We start from the raw sequence: 20,086 nt of genomic DNA on the forward strand, positions 1-20,086 counted from the left end.
TTTATTGTCAAAAAAAGCGTTTTAGTTTCATATGTTATTCTTAATACTGTGTATTTAGAAATTTCATTGAAACAGTTATCCTAAAGTTGTTTTGGGAGCTAAAAGGGAAGAATTATTTCAGAAAAAATAAATTCTTTTATTATCCATATTTAATCACTAATTTTGCACGATGCAAAAAATTAAAAATTTAGCGTGTTTATTGATGTTCTCACTTGTATTATTTTCATGTGGAGAATATCAAAAAGTTTTAAACAAAGGTACTACGGAAGAGCAGTATAAAATGGCTGTAAAATTGTACGAAAGCAATAAGTTTAGTAAAGCTTTGCGTTTGTTTGAGAAAATAACACCAACTTATAGAGGGAAACCACAAATGGAGCGTATCCAATTTATGGTAGCACAATCTAATTTTAACGAGAAGAATTATAGTATGTCTGGTTATTATTTTGATCGTTTTGCAAAGAATTATCCGAAAAGTTCTAAGCTTGAGGAAGCAGCTTTTTTATCAGCTTATAGCTATAAATTGGCTTCTCCTAGTTTTAGTTTAGACCCAACGGATACAAATAAAGCATTGGATGCTTTTCAAAGTTTTATAAATACGTATCCAGATTCAGATAAAATAGAAGAAGCGAACCAACATTATAAAGAATTAAGGTATAAGCTTCAGAAAAAATATTTCGAAATTGCTAAAACGTATTATAGAACAGCAGAATACGATTTAAGAAATTATAAGGCGGCAATACAAGCTTTTGATAATTTATTAGCAGATTATTTAGGTTCTGAGTTTAAAGAAGAGGCATTATATTACAGGTTAAAAGCTGCACATGACTTTGTTTTAAAAAGTTATGACAGGAGAAAACTAGAACGTATAAAAGATGCAATAGATGCATACGATAAGTTAAAAAGAAATTACCCAGAATCTCAGTTTATGGAAGATTCAAATATAATGTTAGCGACCTTACAAAAAGAACAAGTAAGAATTGATGCATTGATTGCAAAACAGGTTGAAGTTCAAAATTCAAAAAAGAAATAATAATTAATTATGGATTATAAAGATACAAAGGCACCTTTAAGTACTATTACTTATAATAAGAATGAAGTAGAAGCTCCTACAGAAAATATTTATGAAGCTATTTCTATTATTGCCAAAAGAGCAAATCAAATCAACGGAGATTTAAAGAAAGAATTGGTTGATAAATTAGAAGAGTTTGCTACTTATAACGATAGTTTAGAAGAAGTTTTTGAAAATAAAGAGCAAATAGAAGTTTCTAAATTTTACGAAAGATTACCAAAACCAACAGCTATGGCTATGGAAGAGTGGTTAAACGGTAAAGTTTATTTTAGAACTCCAGAAGCAGAATAATGTCTGTTTTAAGTGGTAAAAAAATTTTATTAGGAATTACTGCTGGAATTGCTGCATACAAAACGGCTGGTTTAGTCCGTTTATTTATAAAATTAGGCGCAGAGGTCAAAGTTATTATGACTCCTGCGTCTAAAGATTTTATAACACCTCTTACACTTTCCACACTTTCTAAGAACCCTGTTTATTCTACTTTTTATAATAAGGAGGATGAAGAAAATGAGCTTTGGAATAATCATGTAGATTTAGGTCTTTGGGCAGATTATATGTTAGTTGCTCCGGCAACAGCAAATACCATGTCTAAAATGACAAATGGCACTTGCGATAATTTATTATTGGCTGTCTATTTATCTGCAAAATGTCCAATCTACTTTGCACCTGCAATGGATTTAGATATGTACATCCATCCATCAACCAAAGAAAGTTTACAAAAATTAGAATCTTTTGGAAATACAATTATCCCTGCAACCTCTGGTGAGTTGGCAAGTGGTTTAGTTGGTGAAGGAAGAATGGCAGAGCCTGAAGATATTGTATCATTTATAGAAAAAGATATTTTATCTAAATTACCTTTAAAAGGTAAAAAAGTATTACTTACTGCGGGGCCAACGTATGAAGCAATAGATCCTGTTCGTTTTATAGGCAATCACTCTTCTGGTAAAATGGGATTTGCAATTGCAGAGGCGGCAGCTAATTTAGGTGCTGAGGTTTTTTTAGTTTCTGGTCCAAGTCATCAAAAAATTCAACATTCTCTAGTGCATAGAATAAATGTTATTTCTGCTGATGAAATGTACAACGCAGCTCACAAATATTTTAAAGAAGTAGATGTTGCTATTCTTTCTGCTGCAGTTGCAGATTATAGGCCAAAAAATGTAGCAACTCAAAAAATAAAAAAGACAACTTCTGCGTTAGAGATTGAGTTAGAACCAACAAAAGATATTTTAGCGTCTTTAGGTGAAATTAAAAAAAATCAATATTTAGTTGGTTTTGCTTTAGAAACCAATAATGAGCTAGAAAATGCAAAAGGGAAACTAAAACGTAAGAATTTAGATGCTATCGTTTTAAATTCTTTGCAAGATAAAGGTGCTGGTTTTGCTACAGACACAAATAAAATTACTATTATTGATAAAGATTTGACTGAAAAATCATTCGAATTAAAATCTAAAGTAGAAGTAGCTAAAGATATTATGAATGAAATTGTAAAAAATATTTCTTAATATTTTTTGTCTCCTCGAGCGCAGTCGAGAGGTTTTGGTTTAGGTCCCAACTGCGCTCGACCAGACAGTAAAAAACAAAATAAATGCGTAAACTTATATTTTTTTTTCTGTTAATATTTTCAGTTTCTGTGTTAAAAGCACAAGAATTAAATTGCTTGGTTACTGTAAACTACAACCAGGTTCAAGGTTCAAATACGCAGGTTTTTAAAACACTAGAAAAATCTTTGTCAGAGTTTGTAAATCAAACTAAATGGACAAATAACGAGGTAAAACCAGAAGAGAGAATAGATTGTGCTTTTACAATAATAATTACTTCTAGAGATGAAAATAATTTTAGTGCAACGATACAAGTTCAGTCTACAAGACCCGTTTTTGGATCTACCTACGCTTCACCTGTATTAAATTTAAAGGACAACGATTTCAATTTTAAATACAATGAGTTCGACCCATTAGTTTACAATAAAAACTCTTATGATAGTAATTTAATTTCTACCATTGTTTTTTATGCAAACATTGTTTTAGGAGCAGATGCAGATACTTTTAAAAGAAATGGTGGAGAATCGTCTTTTAGAGTTGCAGAGAATGTAATGTTACAAGCGCAGCAAAGTGGAATTGCTTCTTGGCAAAATGTAGTAGGAAAACAAAATAGGTTTTTATTGATTGATAGTTTTTTATCTCCAAAACTTTCTGCATACAGAACAGCTACTTATACGTATCATAGAAGAGGATTAGATGAGTTTTCTTTAAACAAAGGTATTGCCAAACAAAATATGGAAGAGGCGGTAATCTCTTTAGAAAGTATCTATAATAAAACAGTTGGTAATTATTTAATTCGTGTATTTTTTGATGCAAAATCAGATGAAATTGTAAATATGTATACAGATGATGCTACTTCTAGAAATAAAAATAGACTTGTTGAAATAGTGAAAAAAATATCTCCGAATAACAATGCTAAGTGGAAAAATATTAAGTAAAACATTCCTTATAATTATTGTTTATTCTTGATACAATTTTCCTTAATTTTAGCTTCTAAAATTTCGAGCATTTGTTAACACAACTTTCCATTAATAACTACGCATTAATCAATCACTTATCTATTGATTTTTCTTCAGGTTTATCTATTATTACAGGTGAAACAGGAGCAGGTAAATCCATACTTTTAGGTGCATTAGGTTTAGTTTTAGGTAACCGCGCAGATTTATCATCATTAAAAGATACAAGCACAAAATGTGTTGTAGAAGCTAAGGTTGCTATTGCGAATTACAATTTAGAAGATTTTATTAACGAAGTAGACTTAGATTACGAAGCAGAAACTATTATTAGAAGAGAGATTTTACCATCTGGTAAGTCGAGAGCTTTTGTAAATGATACACCAGTGACGTTGTCTGTTTTGAATAAGTTAAGAACAAAATTGATCGATGTGCATTCTCAGCATCAAACTATAGAATTGTCTGATAACCTTTTTCAGTTTTCAATTTTAGACGCCTTAGCTCAGAATACAGCAAAAATAGCCTCTTACAAACGCGGTTTTTCTCAGTTAAGTAAATTAAAAAGAGAATTTTCTAAATTAAAAGAACAACAGAAAGAAGCGAATCAGCAATACGAATATAACCTACATCTTTTTAAAGAATTAGAAGAAGCTAAAATTAAGGCAGAAGAACAAGATGATTTAGAGGAACGTTTAGAAAAGCTGAATAATATTGAAGATATTAAAGGTAATTTATCGGAAGCTTTAGAAATTACGGTGAATGAAGAAATTGGAATTCAGAATTTGCTAAATACTTTAGAGAATCGGTTGTCTAAAATAGCAATATTCTCTAAAGAATATCAAGTATTATCAGAAAGAGTTACTTCTGTAAAGATTGAAATCGATGATATTGTTTCTGAGTTAGAAGATGCGAATGAAAATGTAGATTTTAATCCGAATGAAGCCGAAGAAATTAATGACAGATTACAATTACTATATAATTTACAGAAGAAACATACAGTAAGTAATAATGTGGAGTTACTTAAAGTTTTCGAAGAACTTTCAGAAAAAGTGGCGCAAGTAGAATCTGCAGACGAAGTAATTATTGAGAAGCAAAAGGAGATCGATGAAATTTCGTTAAAATTAGATAAAGTAGCCGATTTAATTTCGAATGCAAGAACAAAGTCAATTCCTAAATTAAATAAAGAATTACAAGCTTTATTAACCGATTTAGGTATGGAAAACGCTCGTTTTTCAATTAAAATAAAACAAACTAAAAATTATTTTGCAAACGGAAAAGATGAATTAGAATTTCTTTTTTCAGCAAACAAAGGAGGTAGTTTTGGTGAATTGAAAAAAGTAGCTTCTGGTGGAGAATTGTCTAGAATTATGTTGTCTGTAAAAACAATTTTATCAGAAAATACACAATTACCAACCATAATTTTTGATGAAATTGATACTGGAGTTTCTGGTGAAGTTTCAAATAAAATAGCCGCAATTATGCAAAAAATGAGTGCTAATATGCAAGTAATTGCCATTACGCATTTACCGCAAATTGCTGCAAAAGGAGCAAATCATTACAAAGTGTATAAACAGGAAGTAAAAGGAGTAACCACAACTAATTTAAAACTTTTATCTACTGATGAAAGAGTTAAAGAAATTGCAGAAATGCTAAGTGGTAAAGACATATCCGACTCTGCTCTTACCCACGCAAAAGAATTATTGAATTAGTTTATTTAAAACTTAAAAGTTAGAGTGTCATTTTAGAATGAGTTTTTTAACCATTCAGAAATTTCATAAAACAAAAATATAATAGCATGTACAATTTACTAAAAGGAAAAAAAGGAATCATTTTTGGTGCTTTAAACGAAAATTCTATCGCTTGGAAAACAGCACAAAGAGCACATGAAGAAGGAGCAGAATTTGTATTAACGAACGCACCAGCTTCTATTAGAATGGGTGAATTAGATGTTTTAGCAAAGAACACAAATTCTCAAATTATTCCTGCAGATGCAACTTCAATTGAAGATTTAGAAAACTTGATAGAAAAATCTATGGAGATTCTAGGCGGAAAAATCGACTTTGTTTTGCACTCTATTGGTATGTCTGTAAATGTTAGAAAAAAGAAAGCGTACACAGATCCAAATTACGATTTCACTCAAAAAGGGTGGGATGTTTCTGCGGTTTCGTTTCACAAAGTTTTAAATGTTTTGTATCATAAAAAAGCCATGAAAGAATGGGGTTCTATCGTTGCCTTAACCTATATGGCGGCGCAAAGAGTCTTTCCAGATTATAATGATATGGCAGATAATAAAGCTTATTTAGAGTCTATTGCACGTAGTTTTGGCTACTATTTCGGTCGTGATTTTAAAGTTCGAGTAAACACCATTTCTCAATCTCCAACACCAACAACTGCCGGAAATGGGGTAAAAGGTTTCGACGGATTTATCAATTTTTCAGAAAAAATGAGTCCGTTAGGAAATGCTTCTGCAGCAGATTGTGCAGATTATACCATTTCGCTATTTTCAGATTTAACAAAGAAAGTAACGTTGCAAAATTTATTTCATGATGGTGGATTTTCTAACATGGGGGTAAGTGATGCTGTTATGGACAAATTTGAGTAAACATATTGTCAATCTAAATCTACTCTAGATTGACAGTATATAAAGTGTTTTTATTTGAAGCTATTTCCTGCTTTCCGCACTCGCTTTTTTTAGTTTGTTCTCGATACAAATTTTTCATTCTTCAAAATTCACTCGATTCCAAACTAAAAAAGAGCTCAAACAATTGCTACAATCAGGGCTAAACTTGTTTGACAATACATAGAAAACGTAGTGTTAAATAGTCTTTTTTTTGAGCGAATCGTTTTTATCTATTTCCTCTTTTGCTCATTTCATCTTCAGTAAGATAACCATCGTTGTTTTTATCCCTTTGATCAAAATTTTCTTTCAATTTCCCTTTAACTTCAGACCTACTTAGTTTATGATCTTTATTCGAATCCATTTTTGTTAACAGTTCAGAAAAAGATGGAGGTGTATTGTTGCTGTTATTGTTTCTTTGAGTAGGTTTTTGTCTATTTTGTGTGGTAGTTTTTTTTGTTTGTGGCGTTGTAATTTTGGTATTTATTTTAGTGGTAGGTGTTATATCTCTAACGGCTCTTACGTAATTATAAACGTATCTTACATCACCTTGAGGACCAAAATATTCAGGGTAATTTTCTTTAAAACCGCTCTTAGGATCACTTCTTTGTGCACCTGCACCGTGTACATCCATTATTTCATTTCTCATTTTTCCTTGAGATTCTCCAAAAGCAATATACACAGCTCCTGCATTGGGGTTTTTACCATCTAAATGTGTGGTGCTTGTCCAAAAATAAGGATATTGTTTTTTACCATTTGGGTCTTTAATTTCGGTAGTTTCAAAAAGAGGGTTAATAGCCGCAGAATTGGTAGTTTGTGGTGAACGATTATAATCTACAATACTTTGTAATTCTTTAGCATTGGGCAAACGCCAATCAGCATAATTAGTGAGGTTTAAATTTTCCGCATAACTTAAAGAATCTTCCCAATTTCTATCAATACCATCATCGGCTTTTTGCCACATTAAACCCGTAGCATAATCACTTACAGTACCATCTTTATTGTCTATAAAATTATTTTTTCCATAATCGGTATTTCCACGTACCAAACGAAAATACATTTTGTTATCAGTACCTGTTCTAGGTTGGTATTTCGGATAGCCTTTTATTCTACCATCAACAAAATTAACACCAAATATTGTTTCATTATTTTTCATTGTGCGTCCAACATATTCAGTAGATGACCAAGTTTGTGCATCAATTTCTCGCTCGTTATTTTGAGTGTTTCCTAAAGGCTGTTTAAAATAATTGGTGTCTATAAATAGTTCTATAGCAGTAGCTCCTTTTACTTTTCCTGTAAATAATATCAACGAATACAACTCTTTAAGAGTAGGAACTCTCCAATCATTATAACCACCCAATTTAGAGTTCTTCGCTTTTAAAACAGCTTCGTTAAGCGTCATTTTAGTTCCCATATCTTGTTCCCAAACTAATCCTGTAACAGTATCTGTTATCGTACCATCTCCGTTATTAATATATGAAGGCTGATTGCCGTTATAGTTGGCATCTTGTCCGTAGAAAGAAACTCCTTTTGTAGGTGTAGTAATTTCGGCACTGTCAGAATAAGAATCCTTTATACCGGTGTCTACAATTGGGTAGCTTACTTTTAAATTAGAAGGCTGGTTTACAGTACTGTTTTCTGTGTAAGGTAAAACCATCAAGTCTTTTCCGTAGAGCACGTTGCCCGAATAGTTTTCACGTATGGCTGCCGTTGTAGCTTCTTCATCTACATCTGTAAAGTTAAAATGGGTCAAGACTAAATTTTTTACGTTCGCTTCTTTTGCCATTTGTGAGCTTTCAGACAAGTTAACGTGTGCGTGTTCTTTTGTATTATTGGTTTTACGGTTTCTGTTGTTGTTACTTTTACCCGTTTTTCTTTTTGAACCTAAGGCAATGGCGCCACCAGAATCCATTATTAAATAATCGGCATTTTTAGCCAAAATAGGTAAGGTTTTAGAATAGGTTAAATCTCCAGAAATTACAATGGATTCGTTGCCAACATCAAAACGATAGGCGAGTGTAGCAATGGCATGTTTTACTGGTGTGTAAGAAATTTTAATGTCTCCAATAGTAAAAGTGTTGTTTCCTGTTAAGTTTTTAGCGGTGTAATTCGCAGTGGCATCACTTAGAGTTCTTCCAGATTTTGATAATCGATACGCAATGTCTTCTTCATAACTTTCTAAGATATTATCAATAATTAAAGTGGTTTGTTTTGGACCAGCAATAATGGTTTTATTTCGTCCAAGAAGCGATTGTATAAAAATAGGGGTAAATTCCTCATTATGGTCTAAATGATGATGTGTGAAAAGTAAGCCATCTAAGTCCTTAATTTTTGTATTTATCTTGTTTAGATTGGCTTGGGTTCCATTTCCCATATCTACCAAAATCTGTGTGTTTTTGTAGCTGATTAATACTGAAGGACCAGAGCGTTCTGTATTAAATTTTGGCGATCCAGAGCCAATAATTGTTGCCGTTAAATGGTCATTGTTTTCTTGAGCGAATAGTTGTATTCCTATAAAAAATAGCAGGAAAGCGAAGTGTCTTTTCATTGTATACCTTTTGTTTCTTTGACACGTACTTTTCTTAATGGTTTAATTGGAAGTAATAAAAATAGTGATATTTAAAATGATTAGGAGGTTTTACGGTCTGAACACGATAATGGAATAAAAAGTAGCATTATAGAAGAATAAAATAAGTCTAGTTTTTTTTATTTAATTTTTCATCAATGGAAAAAAGAAAAGAAATAAAAGAGAAGATTTCTCGTCATTCATATGTTGTTCTATCGAAATGACAATTGGTATTATTTTACCCGTAGTTTGTTATTCTGAAAGAGTAATGAGTAGAGGTTTATTTTAAGATTTTAATGAACATTTTAGTACTTTTATAGAATTAAAATTAAAGAGTTTTTATAAAAAATGAATACCCTATAAAATAAATAGACATCGTATTTTTAAATAGGTTAATTGATTGTTTATCAGTGATGTGAGGAAAGGTTTAACAGTTGGGTATAATGTTTGAAAATATTTACAAGAGCTTAAAGCAGAATATATTCTTATTTTTGGTAGCTGATTATCATTTAAATAATTAAAGAACAAACAAATGGCAAATACATTATTTGACAAAGTATGGGATTCACACGTTGTTCGTCAAGTTAAAGACGGACCAGATGTGTTTTTTATAGATCGTCATTTTATTCACGAAGTTACTAGTCCTGTAGCTTTCTTAGGATTAGAAAGTAGAGGAAACAGTGTTGTATATCCTGAGCGTACATTCGCAACGGCAGATCACAACACCCCAACCATAAATCAACATTTACCTGTAGAAGATCCTTTATCTGCAAATCAGTTAGATGCTTTAGAAAGAAATGCAAAAAAGCATGGTATTTCTCACTGGGGATTAGGAGATCTTAATAACGGAATTGTACACGTTGTAGGTCCGGAAAACGGAATTACGTTACCTGGAGCAACTATTGTTTGTGGAGACTCTCATACATCTACACATGGTGCTTTTGGTGCTATTGCCTTTGGTATTGGTACTTCGGAAGTAGAAATGGTATTGTCTACACAATGTATTATGCAGCCAAAACCTAAAGCGATGCGTATTAACGTAAACGGTAAATTAGGTTTAGGAGTTACTGCAAAAGATGTTGCTTTATACATTATTGCAAAACAAACTACTTCTGGTGCAACAGGTTATTTTGTTGAATATGCAGGAGATGTTTTTGAAGACATGTCTATGGAAGGTCGTATGACTGTGTGTAATTTATCTATTGAGATGGGTGCACGTGGAGGTATGATTGCTCCGGATGCTAAAACATACGAGTATTTAAAAGGTCGAGCTCAAACTCCTAAGGGAGCAGATTGGGACAAGGCTATGAAATATTGGGAAACTTTATATACAGAAGAAGGAGCAGAATTTGATGTTGAGTTTAATTACGATGCAGCTGATATTGAACCAATGATTACGTATGGTACAAACCCAGGAATGGGAATGGGCGTTACTAAATCAATTCCTACTGCAGAAAGTTTAGAAGGTGGTGTAGAAACTTATAAAAAATCATTAGGATATATGTCTTTTAACGAAGGTGATTCTATGATTGGTAAAGAAATTGACTTTGTATTTTTAGGTTCTTGTACAAACGGACGTATAGAAGACTTTAGAGGATTCTGTTCTATTGTAAAAGGAAGACAAAAAGCACCTAATGTTACGGCTTGGTTAGTACCAGGATCACATAAAGTAGTAGATCAAATTAAAGCAGAAGGTTTAGATAAAATTATTACAGACGCAGGTTTTGTTTTAAGAGAACCAGGTTGTTCGGCTTGTTTGGCAATGAATGATGATAAAGTTCCTTCAGGAAAATTATCTGTTTCAACATCAAACAGAAACTTCGAAGGAAGACAAGGACCAGGATCTAGAACTTTATTAGCTTCTCCTTTAGTTGCTGCAGCATCTGCAGTAAATGGAGTTGTAACGGATCCAAGAACAATTTTAAACGCTAACGCTTAATAAAGAAAAATATGGCTTACGATAAATTTGACGTACTAACAAGTACAGCATATCCTTTACCTACAGAAAATGTAGATACAGATCAAATAATTCCTGCTCGTTTCTTAAAAGCAACTGAGCGTGTAGATTTTGATGTCAATTTTTTCCGTGATTGGAGATTTGAACAAGACGGAACACCTAAAGCAGATTTCCCTTTAAACAAAGAAATTTATGCAGGTTCTAAAATATTAGTAGGAGGTAGAAACTTTGGTTCTGGTTCTTCTAGAGAGCATGCAGCTTGGTCTGTGTACGATTTTGGTTTACGTTGTGTAATTTCATCTGCATTTGCAGATATCTTTAAAAACAACTGTTTAAATGTAGGGGTTTTACCTGTGCAAGTTTCTGCAGCATTTGCAGATACATTATTTGCTGCAATTATGGCAGATCCTAAAACAGAAATTAAAGTAGATTTACCTAACCAAACAGTAACTTTAGTTGCAACTGGTGAATCTGAATCTTTTGTAATTAATACCTACAAAAAAGACAATATGTTAAACGGTTTTGATGATATTGATTACTTAAAAAACATCGAAAACGAAATTTCTGCTTTTGCTGAAACAAGACCATTTTAAGAATACTTTTTAGGTTGAATATGGCTAAAAGAAAGATTGAAATAATGGATACGACACTACGTGATGGAGAACAAACATCAGGAGTGTCGTTTTCAGTTTCCGAAAAATTAACAATCGCAAAATTACTTTTAGAAGAATTAAAAGTAGATCGTTTAGAAATAGCATCTGCAAGAGTTTCTGAAGGGGAATTAGAAGCTGTTAAAAAAATAACTTCTTGGGCTTCTGAACAAAATTGTTTAGATAAAATAGAAGTATTAACTTTTGTTGATGGAGGAAAATCTATCGATTGGATGCTAGATGCTGGAGCAAAAGTTCAGAATTTATTAACCAAAGGATCTTTAAACCACTTAACACATCAACTTAAAAAAACGCCGGCACAACATTTTGCAGATATTAAAGCAAATATTGAGGCGGCTGCTACGCATAATATTAAAACCAATGTCTATTTAGAAGATTGGTCTAACGGAATGCGTAGTTCTAAAGAATACGTTTTTGAATATTTAGATTTCTTAACAGCTCAAAATATAGAACGTGTTTTATTACCAGATACTTTAGGAGTTTTAACACACGATGAAACTTTTAAATTCATTTCTGAAGTTAGAGAAAAATACCCAACAACTCATTTCGATTTTCATGGTCATAATGATTATGATTTAGGAGTTGCCAATGTTATGGAAGCTATAAAAGCAGGTGCAAATGGTTTGCATTTAACCATAAATGGGATGGGAGAACGTGCAGGAAATGCACCAATGGCAAGTGTTATTGCTGTAATTAATGATTTTTTAAAGGATGTAAAAATCACTGTTAATGAAAAAGCATTAAATAAAGTTAGTAAGCTTGTAGAAACCTTTTCTGGTTTTCGTATTCCTGTAAACAAACCTGTTGTAGGTGCAAATGTTTTTACGCAAACTGCCGGAATTCATGCAGATGGAGACAATAAAAACAACCTGTATTTTAATGATTTAATGCCAGAACGTTTTGGTAGAAAACGAAAATATGCATTAGGAAAAACATCTGGAAAGGCAAATATTCAGAAGAACTTACAAGATTTAGGTCTGAGTTTAAATGATGAAGAGCTAAGGAAAGTTACCCAAAGAATTATTGAATTAGGCGACAAAAAAGAAGTCGTTTCTCAAGAAGATTTACCTTATATTATTTCTGATGTTTTAGACAGTAATGCTATAGAAAAGCGCGTTGTTGTAGAAAATTATGTTTTAGGACATGCAAAAGGAATGAAACCATCTACCACTTTACAATTAAGAGTAGAAGGCGTACAATATGAAGCACATGCACAAGGAGACGGGCAGTTTGATGCCTTTATGAATGCTTTGCGTAAATTGTATAAAAAACATAGTAAAAGGGATTTACCGGCTTTAATTGATTATGCGGTAAGAATTCCTCCGGGAAGTAATTCTGATGCTTTGTGTGAAACAATTATCACTTGGAAATTAGAAGAAAAAGAATTTATTACTCGTGGATTAGATTCAGATCAAACAGTATCTGCAATTAAATCCACTGAGAAAATGTTGAATATTATTTAAAAAATGCCATTTGCTATTAGCTGTTTGCTATTAGCTAAAAAAATAAATTAATTAAATTATCTGCTGTTTATTGAGCCAACGGCCAATAGCGAACAGCTAAAAGCTTAAACACATGAAATTAAATATCGCATTATTAGCAGGAGACGGAATAGGACCTGAAGTAATTGATCAAGCAGTAAAAGTATCTGATGCAATTGCTAAGAAATTTAACCACGAAATTACTTGGAATCCAGCTTTAACAGGTGCTGCTGCTATTGATGCAGTTGGAGAACCTTATCCAGATGCAACACATGATATTTGTGTCGCTTCAGATGCTGTTTTATTTGGTGCAATTGGGCATCCTAAGTATGATAACGATCCCTCTGCAACGGTTCGTCCAGAACAAGGTTTGTTAAAAATGCGTAAAAAATTAGGTTTGTTTGCAAACGTAAGACCAACGTTTACGTTTCCTTCTTTGTTAGATAAATCTCCTTTAAAAAGAGAAAGAATAGAAGGAACTGATTTGGTTTTTTTACGTGAATTAACTGGAGGTATTTACTTTGGTGAAAAAGGTAGAAGAGACGAGGGAGAAACTGCATTTGACAATTGTGTATACACAAGAGCTGAGGTTCAAAGATTGGCTGTAAAAGGTTTTGAATTGGCAATGACTCGTTCTAAGAAATTATGTTGTGTAGATAAAGCAAATGTTTTAGAAACATCTCGTTTATGGAGAGAGACTGTACAAGCAATGGAAAAAGATTACCCAGAAGTTGAGGTTTCTTATGAATTTGTAGATGCAGTTGCAATGCGTTTGGTACAATGGCCAAATAGTTATGACGTACTAATTACTGAAAACTTATTCGGAGATATTTTAACAGATGAAGCTTCTGTAATTTCTGGTTCTATGGGATTAATGCCAAGTGCATCTGTAGGAACTGAAAATGCTTTATTTGAGCCAATCCACGGTTCTTATCCGCAAGCAACAGGTTTAAATATAGCAAACCCAATGGCTACTGTTTTATCTGCAGCAATGATGTTTGAAAATTTTGGTTTACAAGAAGAAGGAAAAGCAATTAGAGCGGCTGTTAATAAAGCTTTAGAAGCAGGTTTTGTAACAGAAGATTTAGCAGACGGAGGAAAATCTTACGGAACACAAGAAGTAGGAGACTGGTTATCTAAAAATATCTAGGATTATTTATATCCGTTAGAGCTCAGTTTAAAACTTATTGAGGTTTTAAAACTTTAAACAAGTTATTCTTCTTTACGCAACGAGACAAAAAGTACATATAAAAAAAGGTTCGCAATTTGCGAACCTTTTTTAGTTTTAAAATGTATGTTATTATTTTGTTTTTTTAGCTCGTTTTACTAACTCCAGTTTGTCTGTAGTTGTTTTTGTGGTAAAGAAACCATAATTAATAGTTACTTTTTTCTTATCAATTTTATCGATTGTACCTACAGAGTTCGAGCCAATAACTTTTACACTATCATCAATTTGATAAATGTACTCAGATTTTTCTTTGGCTATTTTAGCTTCTTCTATTTTCTTTTCTTTTCTAACTTCTACAACTTTTTGTAATACTTCTTTTTCTACTTTTTTAATAATTTCTTGCTGTTGTTTTTCTGCAACTTTAGCTTTTTGTTTTTGCGCTTTGGTTCTAGGAGCCAAAGGTTTTTTCATTACTTGTTTTACTTTTAAATCTGCAACCCATTTATTAAAATTAGTATTTAATTCCTTTTTATTATTGGTTTGAAAGTATTTATTAAGCAGTTCATTTGTTTTTCTACCTAAAGAAAGCATTCTTTGATTTTGATCATATAATTCTTGAAAACCAGATAATTTATCTTGAACACGTTGTTCTTTTTCCTGTAAATTATCTAAATGTTCTTGCCCTTTAAATTTTTGTTGTTCTAAATTATCAGAATGTTTTTGCAATCTATTACGTTCTTTTTGAAGCTTAGAAATCGTTTTATCTAAACGTACTTTCTCTGTCTCAACACGTTTTTTAGCTTTATTTATAATACTAAACGGAATTCCGTTTTTCTGAGCAACTTCAAACGTAAAAGAACTACCTGCTTGTCCTATAAATAACCTATAAAGCGGTTCTAAAGTACGTTCATCAAACTGCATATTTGCATTGGTAACATTCTCTAATTCGTTGGCTAAAACTTTTAAGTTGGAGTAGTGGGTAGTTATAATTCCGAATGCTTTTTTATAATAAAACTCTTCTAAGAAAATTTCAGCCAAAGCACCACCTAATTCAGGATCTGAACCAGTACCAAATTCATCAATTAAAAATAAGGTGTTTGCACCACATTTACGTAAAAAATTACGCATGTTTTTTAAACGATAACTATACGTACTAAGTTGATTTTCTATGGATTGATTGTCTCCGATATCAGTTAGAACGGTATCGAAAATATACGTTTGACTGCGCTCATCAACAGGAATTAAAATACCACTTTGTAGCATTATTTGCAATAAACCAATGGTTTTTAAAGTGATACTTTTTCCACCAGCATTAGGACCCGAAATAACAATAATTTGCTGTTTTTCGTTCAGTTCTATACTTTGAGAAATGGTAGGTAAATCTTGTTTTTTATTTTTTCTCCATAATATGGGATGATATGCGTTCTTAAAATAGATCTTTTTTTCTCTAGAAATTTTAGGCAAAACGGCATTCATTTCTACGGCGTATTTTGCTTTTGCTCCAACTACATCAATATGGATTAAAAAAGAAAGGTATTCTTCTAATAAATAAACATAAGGACGAACAGTAGCAGATAATGCACGTAAAATCTTTACAATTTCTTGCTTTTCATCATAAATTAAATTTTGATATTCTCTAGAGTATGCAAGTGTTGCTTGTGGCGCAATATAAACAATGTTACCAGATTTTGAAGAACCTAATAAACTACCAGCAACCTTTTTTCTATGCATTGCAGAAACTGCTAATACACGCTGATTGTCTACAACAGTTTCTTTGATATCATCTAAATGACCCGCAGAAATTGCTCTAGATAAAGCACTAGAAAAACTCGCACCAATTTTTCCACGTACATTATTAATGTCTTTTCTTATTTGTCTTAAAGCGTCTGAAGCGTTATTTTTTACTTCCCCAGAAATATCAATTATTTTTTTGATTTCATCATCTATAAAAGTAGTGAATTCAATTTCTTGTGAAAGTTCGAAAAAAGTAGGGAATTGCACATTAAATTTCTTGAAAAACTTAATCAATTCGTTTACAGTTAAAGAAGTAGTGGCAATTTTTAAAAAGGCATCGGTTTCCACAAAGCTATTTTCTATAGCCAAACGTTTTACATTTTCTGTAATATTATCGAAACTATGGTTAGGAATTCTATTTTCACTTTCAAAAGAAGAAACGTATTCGTTTACCAAATACAACTCTTTAAAAAGTGCTTTTTTATTAATGATAGGTTCAATTTCAGTAACCTGTTCTTTACCCAAACCAGAAATACAATGTTCTGCAACATGTTGTAAAACTGTAGAAAATTCTAAATCTTGTAATGTCTTGGATGATATATTATTGTTCAAAAAAAGTCGATTTTATTGCGAACACAAATCTATAAATTCTTTTCGTTTGGTTTTAGAAACTGGCACTCTTTTTTTGTTCTCTAATACAATATATCCTTCATTCTCAAAATGACGCACTTTTTCTAGGTTTATAATGTGAGATTTATGGCATTTGTAGAAGAAGTTATTCATCATCTTTTCATACTTCCCTATATTATAAGAGCTTACGATTTCTGTGTTGTCTATAAGGTGAATCTTGGTATAACCGTCAAATCCTTCTATATGTATCACTTCTTTTTGAGGAATAAAAGAAACACCTTTAATAGTTGGTATAATTAATTTGTTTGAGTTAGAATTTGTTTCTGCAATAAACTGTAAAAGGTTTGTATTTTTTTCGTTCTCGTGTTTTAAATTGATACCTTCTTTTGCTTTATGAACAGCTTTTATTAAATCATCATCATCTATTGGTTTTAAGATATAACCAATAGCACATTTTTTAAAAGCTTCTATAGCATATTCGCTAAAAGCGGTGACAAAAATTACTTGAAAATTGATTTCTCTTAATTCAGATAACAATTCAAAACCATCAATTCGGGGCATTTCTACATCCAAAAATAAAATATCAGGTTGTTGTTTTTTGATGTTGGAAATTGCTTCTTCTGGTTTTTGGTAGGTACCAATGATGGTTATATCTGGAAACAAATTGGCCATCTTTTTCTCCAATCCTTTTAGGTTAGAAATTTCATCATCAACAATAATAGCAGTGATTGTATTCATCTTATTTGCTTTTAATTATAAAAGTAGATATGTTTCCTTTTTCATCGTTTTTAGGGTGTAATTCTTCTGTAAAATACAAGATTTTCCATTCTTCTAAGTTGTTTAAATACGTTAAACGTTGTTGTAAAACGCTAGAAGATTTTATTTTTTTACTTTTCGATTTAGTGTTTACAAATCCAACACCATCATCTATAATTAAAACTTTATAAGTAAAAGTATCTACTTTTTTAAGGTTGATGGTAACGGTTCCTGTATCAAATTTATTAAAAATTCCATGGTTTACAGCATTTTCTACAATAGGTTGTAACAACATCGTTGGTATTTTGGTTTTTCTGAGATCAATAGCATCATCAATATTAATTTGATATTCTAGTTTTTCTCTAAAGCGTAGTTTTTCTATTTCTAAATAATTGCTGAGCAGTTTTATTTCTTCTGTTAATGTGATAGTCGTTTCTTTAGACAGTTCGAAAAAACGTCTAATTAGTTTCGAAAATTTAACCAAATATTTTTCTGAGGCTTCAAAATTATTTTCATTAATAAAATATTGAATAGCTGCTAAAGAGTTGAAAACAAAATGCGGATTCATTTGCGAGCGAAGTGCTTTTAATTGAATCTCAGAAAGTTGTTTTTCTTGAAAAAGCTTTTTACTTTTTTGCTGTTGGTTTCGTTTACTTAAATACCAAACAGCTCTAAAAAACAAAGTTGTTAAAGTTAAAAGAACGATGGCTTTAAACCAAAATGTTTGATGCCATAAAGGAGTGATTGTAAATTCAATTTTTTGTTTAAAATCTTGTGATTCAATTTTTAAAATATAGGTATTGGGCTGTAAATCATTAAAATTAATATTGGTTGTTTCTGTCGTTTTCCAATCACTTTGCAGTGGTTCTAATTTGTAATTATAAGTAAAGTGAGTATTGTTCTCAGAAAAATCTATCCTAGAAACGGCAATACTAATGTTGTTGTTCTCTAAGTATTTAAAAGTATTATTATTTTCAGTTATTGTTTGGTTGTTGTACGTTAATTTATCGATATAAATATCTAATAACTGATTGACGTTTTCTTGTTTTTTGGGCAAAATAGCAATTCCATTATTTGTACTTACAATAAGCTCATTTTTATGAATAAAAATATCATTAACTTGTTGAGAAGGAATGCCGTTGGCGATTGTTAATTGTTTTTCTAAAGTATATTTATGATCATTTAAAACATATTTAAAAATACCGGAGTTACTTGCCAACCAAATATTTTTATTCTCCACAAAAGCATTATTCACAATTAAAAATTCTGATTTTGGTAATTGATATATGTTATTCAAATCGGTAATAAAGGATCCAAAGCCATCTGTATTTAATAATATATGGGTTTTAGATACTTTTGTAACACTTAAAATAGATTTAGAAAATATTTGTTTATTAAAAGTAACTTCACTTATTTCTTCATTTTTAATTTGCTTTAAACCATTTGTGGTTGCAACCAATAATCGATCATTAAAAACCATTAAATTGGTAATTCCTAGTTGGGGATAAACTTTAAGAATTTTCAGGTTGTTTGTATCAATTTTATTAATTCCTACAGTAAAATCGCCATATAAATACTTGTTAAAATAAATTAAGTTTCTAGCAGTTTGATTTTTATAATAAGGGAATTCTGTAAAATTAAACTCCTCGGTGTCTTTAGTGTTTTTTTTACGTATAATTTTGTTTTCCGAAATATAGAACGCTGTTTGTAAGGAGTCTATATAATTAGAACTAAAAATGTAATTATTTTGTTTAATAAACGGTATAAAATCTTTTTTGTCAGTTTGATATTTGAAAAAACCTTTGTTATAAATATTTGCAATTATGGTATCGTTTATTTTGTTGGTTTTAAGAATCTTTTCGTGTTCAAAAGCATATTTAATATTTCTTTTAGCTTTACTAAGTTTGTATACACCATTTAAAAAAGTAGCAATCCAAACCGTTTCTTTTTTATCAATCATTGCAAAATGTGCATCTAATTTTTTAGGAATTAAAACTGTTTTTGTAATGTGATAATTAGCATCTAAAACACCTACAAACCCTCTTCCTGTAATCTGAATTTGATTGTTAATGAGATGTATTCTGGTGTGTTGAGATTTATTGATACCTACTTCATCTTCAAAATTGCGTTTATATAGTTTTAACGTATTTAAGTTTAATATTGAATAATATTTATCTGCTGTCCAATAAAATAAACTATCTGTTATTTGACCTCTATAATGGACAGTGGTTAGAATATTTTTAAGATTGGGTACCTTTTTTATATTTCCGTTTTTGTAGGTTAATTTTATAGTGTCTAAATTAATACTTGTCACATAAGAAGTAATAGCCGGATGTTTAAGATAAACTGGTGTTCCCTTTTTTAAGGAAGTCTTTTCTGAGACTAATTTCCATTTATCATTGATTAATTCATGCGCTCTAGAATTACTTGTTAGTATAACTTGGTTGCCTATTTGACTCGTATAATTGGGAGTGAATATTTCATTTTTAACCTCACTTTCATAAGCATAAACGCTATCGTTTTTTATATAACCTAATTTAGATGTTTTAGATAAATACCATAAATTACCATCTGGTGTTGGATGAATTCCCCAAATATCATTGGCAGACAAACTATTTTTTGTCGTAAAAGTTTTTAAGGTGTTACCATTGTATTTTACTAATCCTTTGTCTGTAGCAAACCAAATAAAACCATAAGCATCTTGTACAATTTTATAAATATGATTGCTAGGTAAGCCATCCTTTACAGTAATATTTGTGTACTGTTGAGAATAGGAAAAACTCCATAACATAATTATAAATAAAGTGATATGGAGTTTTAACATTGCAATTTTAATTTCCCTTTTTCAAATACGGTTCTAGATTACTAATTTACAACAACTTTCTTAGAAGAATATTTATTTTCATTCAACTTTAATGAGTTTTTTAAAGTCTAAATTATTTTCTA

General features: G+C 31.1%; 14 protein-coding genes. 10 read left to right on the forward strand and 4 right to left on the reverse strand.

The window, feature by feature from the left end; all coding sequences use genetic code 11:
* The first annotated feature begins 169 nt into the window (after positions 1-169).
* The 6 genes from H0I28_RS01845 to H0I28_RS01870 all read left to right on the forward strand — a co-directional run bounded on the left by H0I28_RS01845 (position 170) and on the right by H0I28_RS01870 (position 6,162).
* Entirely contained in the window at positions 170-1,030 is an 861-nt protein-coding gene (locus tag H0I28_RS01845; protein WP_218732984.1) for an outer membrane protein assembly factor BamD, read from the forward strand.
* 9 nt (positions 1,031-1,039) lie between these two features.
* Positions 1,040-1,360 carry a DNA-directed RNA polymerase subunit omega gene (locus H0I28_RS01850; protein ID WP_218732985.1) on the forward strand — a complete coding sequence of 107 codons (321 nt, stop codon included), beginning with the start codon at positions 1,040-1,042 and terminating at the stop codon, positions 1,358-1,360.
* Positions 1,360-2,571 carry a bifunctional phosphopantothenoylcysteine decarboxylase/phosphopantothenate--cysteine ligase CoaBC gene (coaBC, locus tag H0I28_RS01855; RefSeq protein WP_218760236.1) on the forward strand — a complete coding sequence of 404 codons (1,212 nt, stop codon included), beginning with the start codon at positions 1,360-1,362 and terminating at the stop codon, positions 2,569-2,571. Before H0I28_RS01850 ends, coaBC begins: the two co-directional genes overlap by 1 nt.
* A gap of 83 nt (positions 2,572-2,654) precedes the next feature.
* Complete coding sequence (locus H0I28_RS01860) at positions 2,655-3,545, forward strand: DUF4835 family protein (RefSeq protein ID WP_218760238.1); 891 nt, start codon at positions 2,655-2,657, stop codon at positions 3,543-3,545.
* 71 nt (positions 3,546-3,616) lie between these two features.
* The gene (gene recN / locus H0I28_RS01865) at positions 3,617-5,269 is read left to right on the forward strand and encodes a DNA repair protein RecN (protein ID WP_218760240.1); all 1,653 of its coding nucleotides are present in this window, start codon (positions 3,617-3,619) and stop codon (positions 5,267-5,269) included.
* Positions 5,270-5,355: 86 nt separating this feature from the next.
* Positions 5,356-6,162: an enoyl-ACP reductase gene (locus tag H0I28_RS01870; protein ID WP_218732989.1), complete on the forward strand. Its 807-nt coding sequence runs from the start codon at positions 5,356-5,358 to the stop codon at positions 6,160-6,162.
* Positions 6,163-6,406: 244 nt separating this feature from the next.
* On the opposite strand, the gene H0I28_RS01875 is transcribed toward H0I28_RS01870, so the two are convergent.
* Positions 6,407-8,725: a DUF1566 domain-containing protein gene (locus H0I28_RS01875; protein WP_218760242.1), complete on the reverse strand. Its 2,319-nt coding sequence runs from the start codon at positions 8,723-8,725 to the stop codon at positions 6,407-6,409.
* A 550-nt stretch (positions 8,726-9,275) separates the two neighbouring features.
* On the opposite strand from H0I28_RS01875, the gene leuC reads away from it, so the two are divergent.
* The 4 genes from leuC to leuB all read left to right on the forward strand — a co-directional run bounded on the left by leuC (position 9,276) and on the right by leuB (position 14,002).
* Positions 9,276-10,682 carry a 3-isopropylmalate dehydratase large subunit gene (gene leuC, locus H0I28_RS01880; protein WP_218732991.1) on the forward strand — a complete coding sequence of 469 codons (1,407 nt, stop codon included), beginning with the start codon at positions 9,276-9,278 and terminating at the stop codon, positions 10,680-10,682.
* Between the two features lie 11 nt (positions 10,683-10,693).
* A complete protein-coding gene (gene leuD, locus H0I28_RS01885) occupies positions 10,694-11,293 on the forward strand; it encodes a 3-isopropylmalate dehydratase small subunit (RefSeq protein ID WP_218752592.1) in 600 nt (199 codons plus the stop codon).
* A gap of 20 nt (positions 11,294-11,313) precedes the next feature.
* Positions 11,314-12,834: an alpha-isopropylmalate synthase regulatory domain-containing protein gene (locus H0I28_RS01890; protein WP_218760244.1), complete on the forward strand. Its 1,521-nt coding sequence runs from the start codon at positions 11,314-11,316 to the stop codon at positions 12,832-12,834.
* A 112-nt stretch (positions 12,835-12,946) separates the two neighbouring features.
* The gene (gene leuB, locus H0I28_RS01895) at positions 12,947-14,002 is read left to right on the forward strand and encodes a 3-isopropylmalate dehydrogenase (protein WP_218760246.1); all 1,056 of its coding nucleotides are present in this window, start codon (positions 12,947-12,949) and stop codon (positions 14,000-14,002) included.
* A 150-nt stretch (positions 14,003-14,152) separates the two neighbouring features.
* Here leuB and H0I28_RS01900 read toward each other — a convergent pair whose 3' ends face one another.
* The 3 genes from H0I28_RS01900 to H0I28_RS01910 are packed head-to-tail and all read right to left on the reverse strand — an operon-like array spanning position 14,153 to position 19,964.
* Positions 14,153-16,366: a DNA mismatch repair protein MutS gene (locus H0I28_RS01900; RefSeq protein WP_218760248.1), complete on the reverse strand. Its 2,214-nt coding sequence runs from the start codon at positions 16,364-16,366 to the stop codon at positions 14,153-14,155.
* Positions 16,367-16,378: 12 nt separating this feature from the next.
* Positions 16,379-17,122, reverse strand: coding sequence for a LytTR family DNA-binding domain-containing protein (locus H0I28_RS01905; RefSeq protein WP_218760250.1), 744 nt, complete (start codon positions 17,120-17,122; stop codon positions 16,379-16,381).
* Between the two features lies 1 nt (position 17,123).
* A complete protein-coding gene (locus H0I28_RS01910; RefSeq protein WP_218760252.1) occupies positions 17,124-19,964 on the reverse strand; it encodes a histidine kinase in 2,841 nt (946 codons plus the stop codon).
* Positions 19,965-20,086: the final 122 nt, after the last annotated feature.

Source organism: Polaribacter sp. AHE13PA, from assembly GCF_019278505.1.
GTDB lineage: Bacteria > Bacteroidota > Bacteroidia > Flavobacteriales > Flavobacteriaceae > Polaribacter.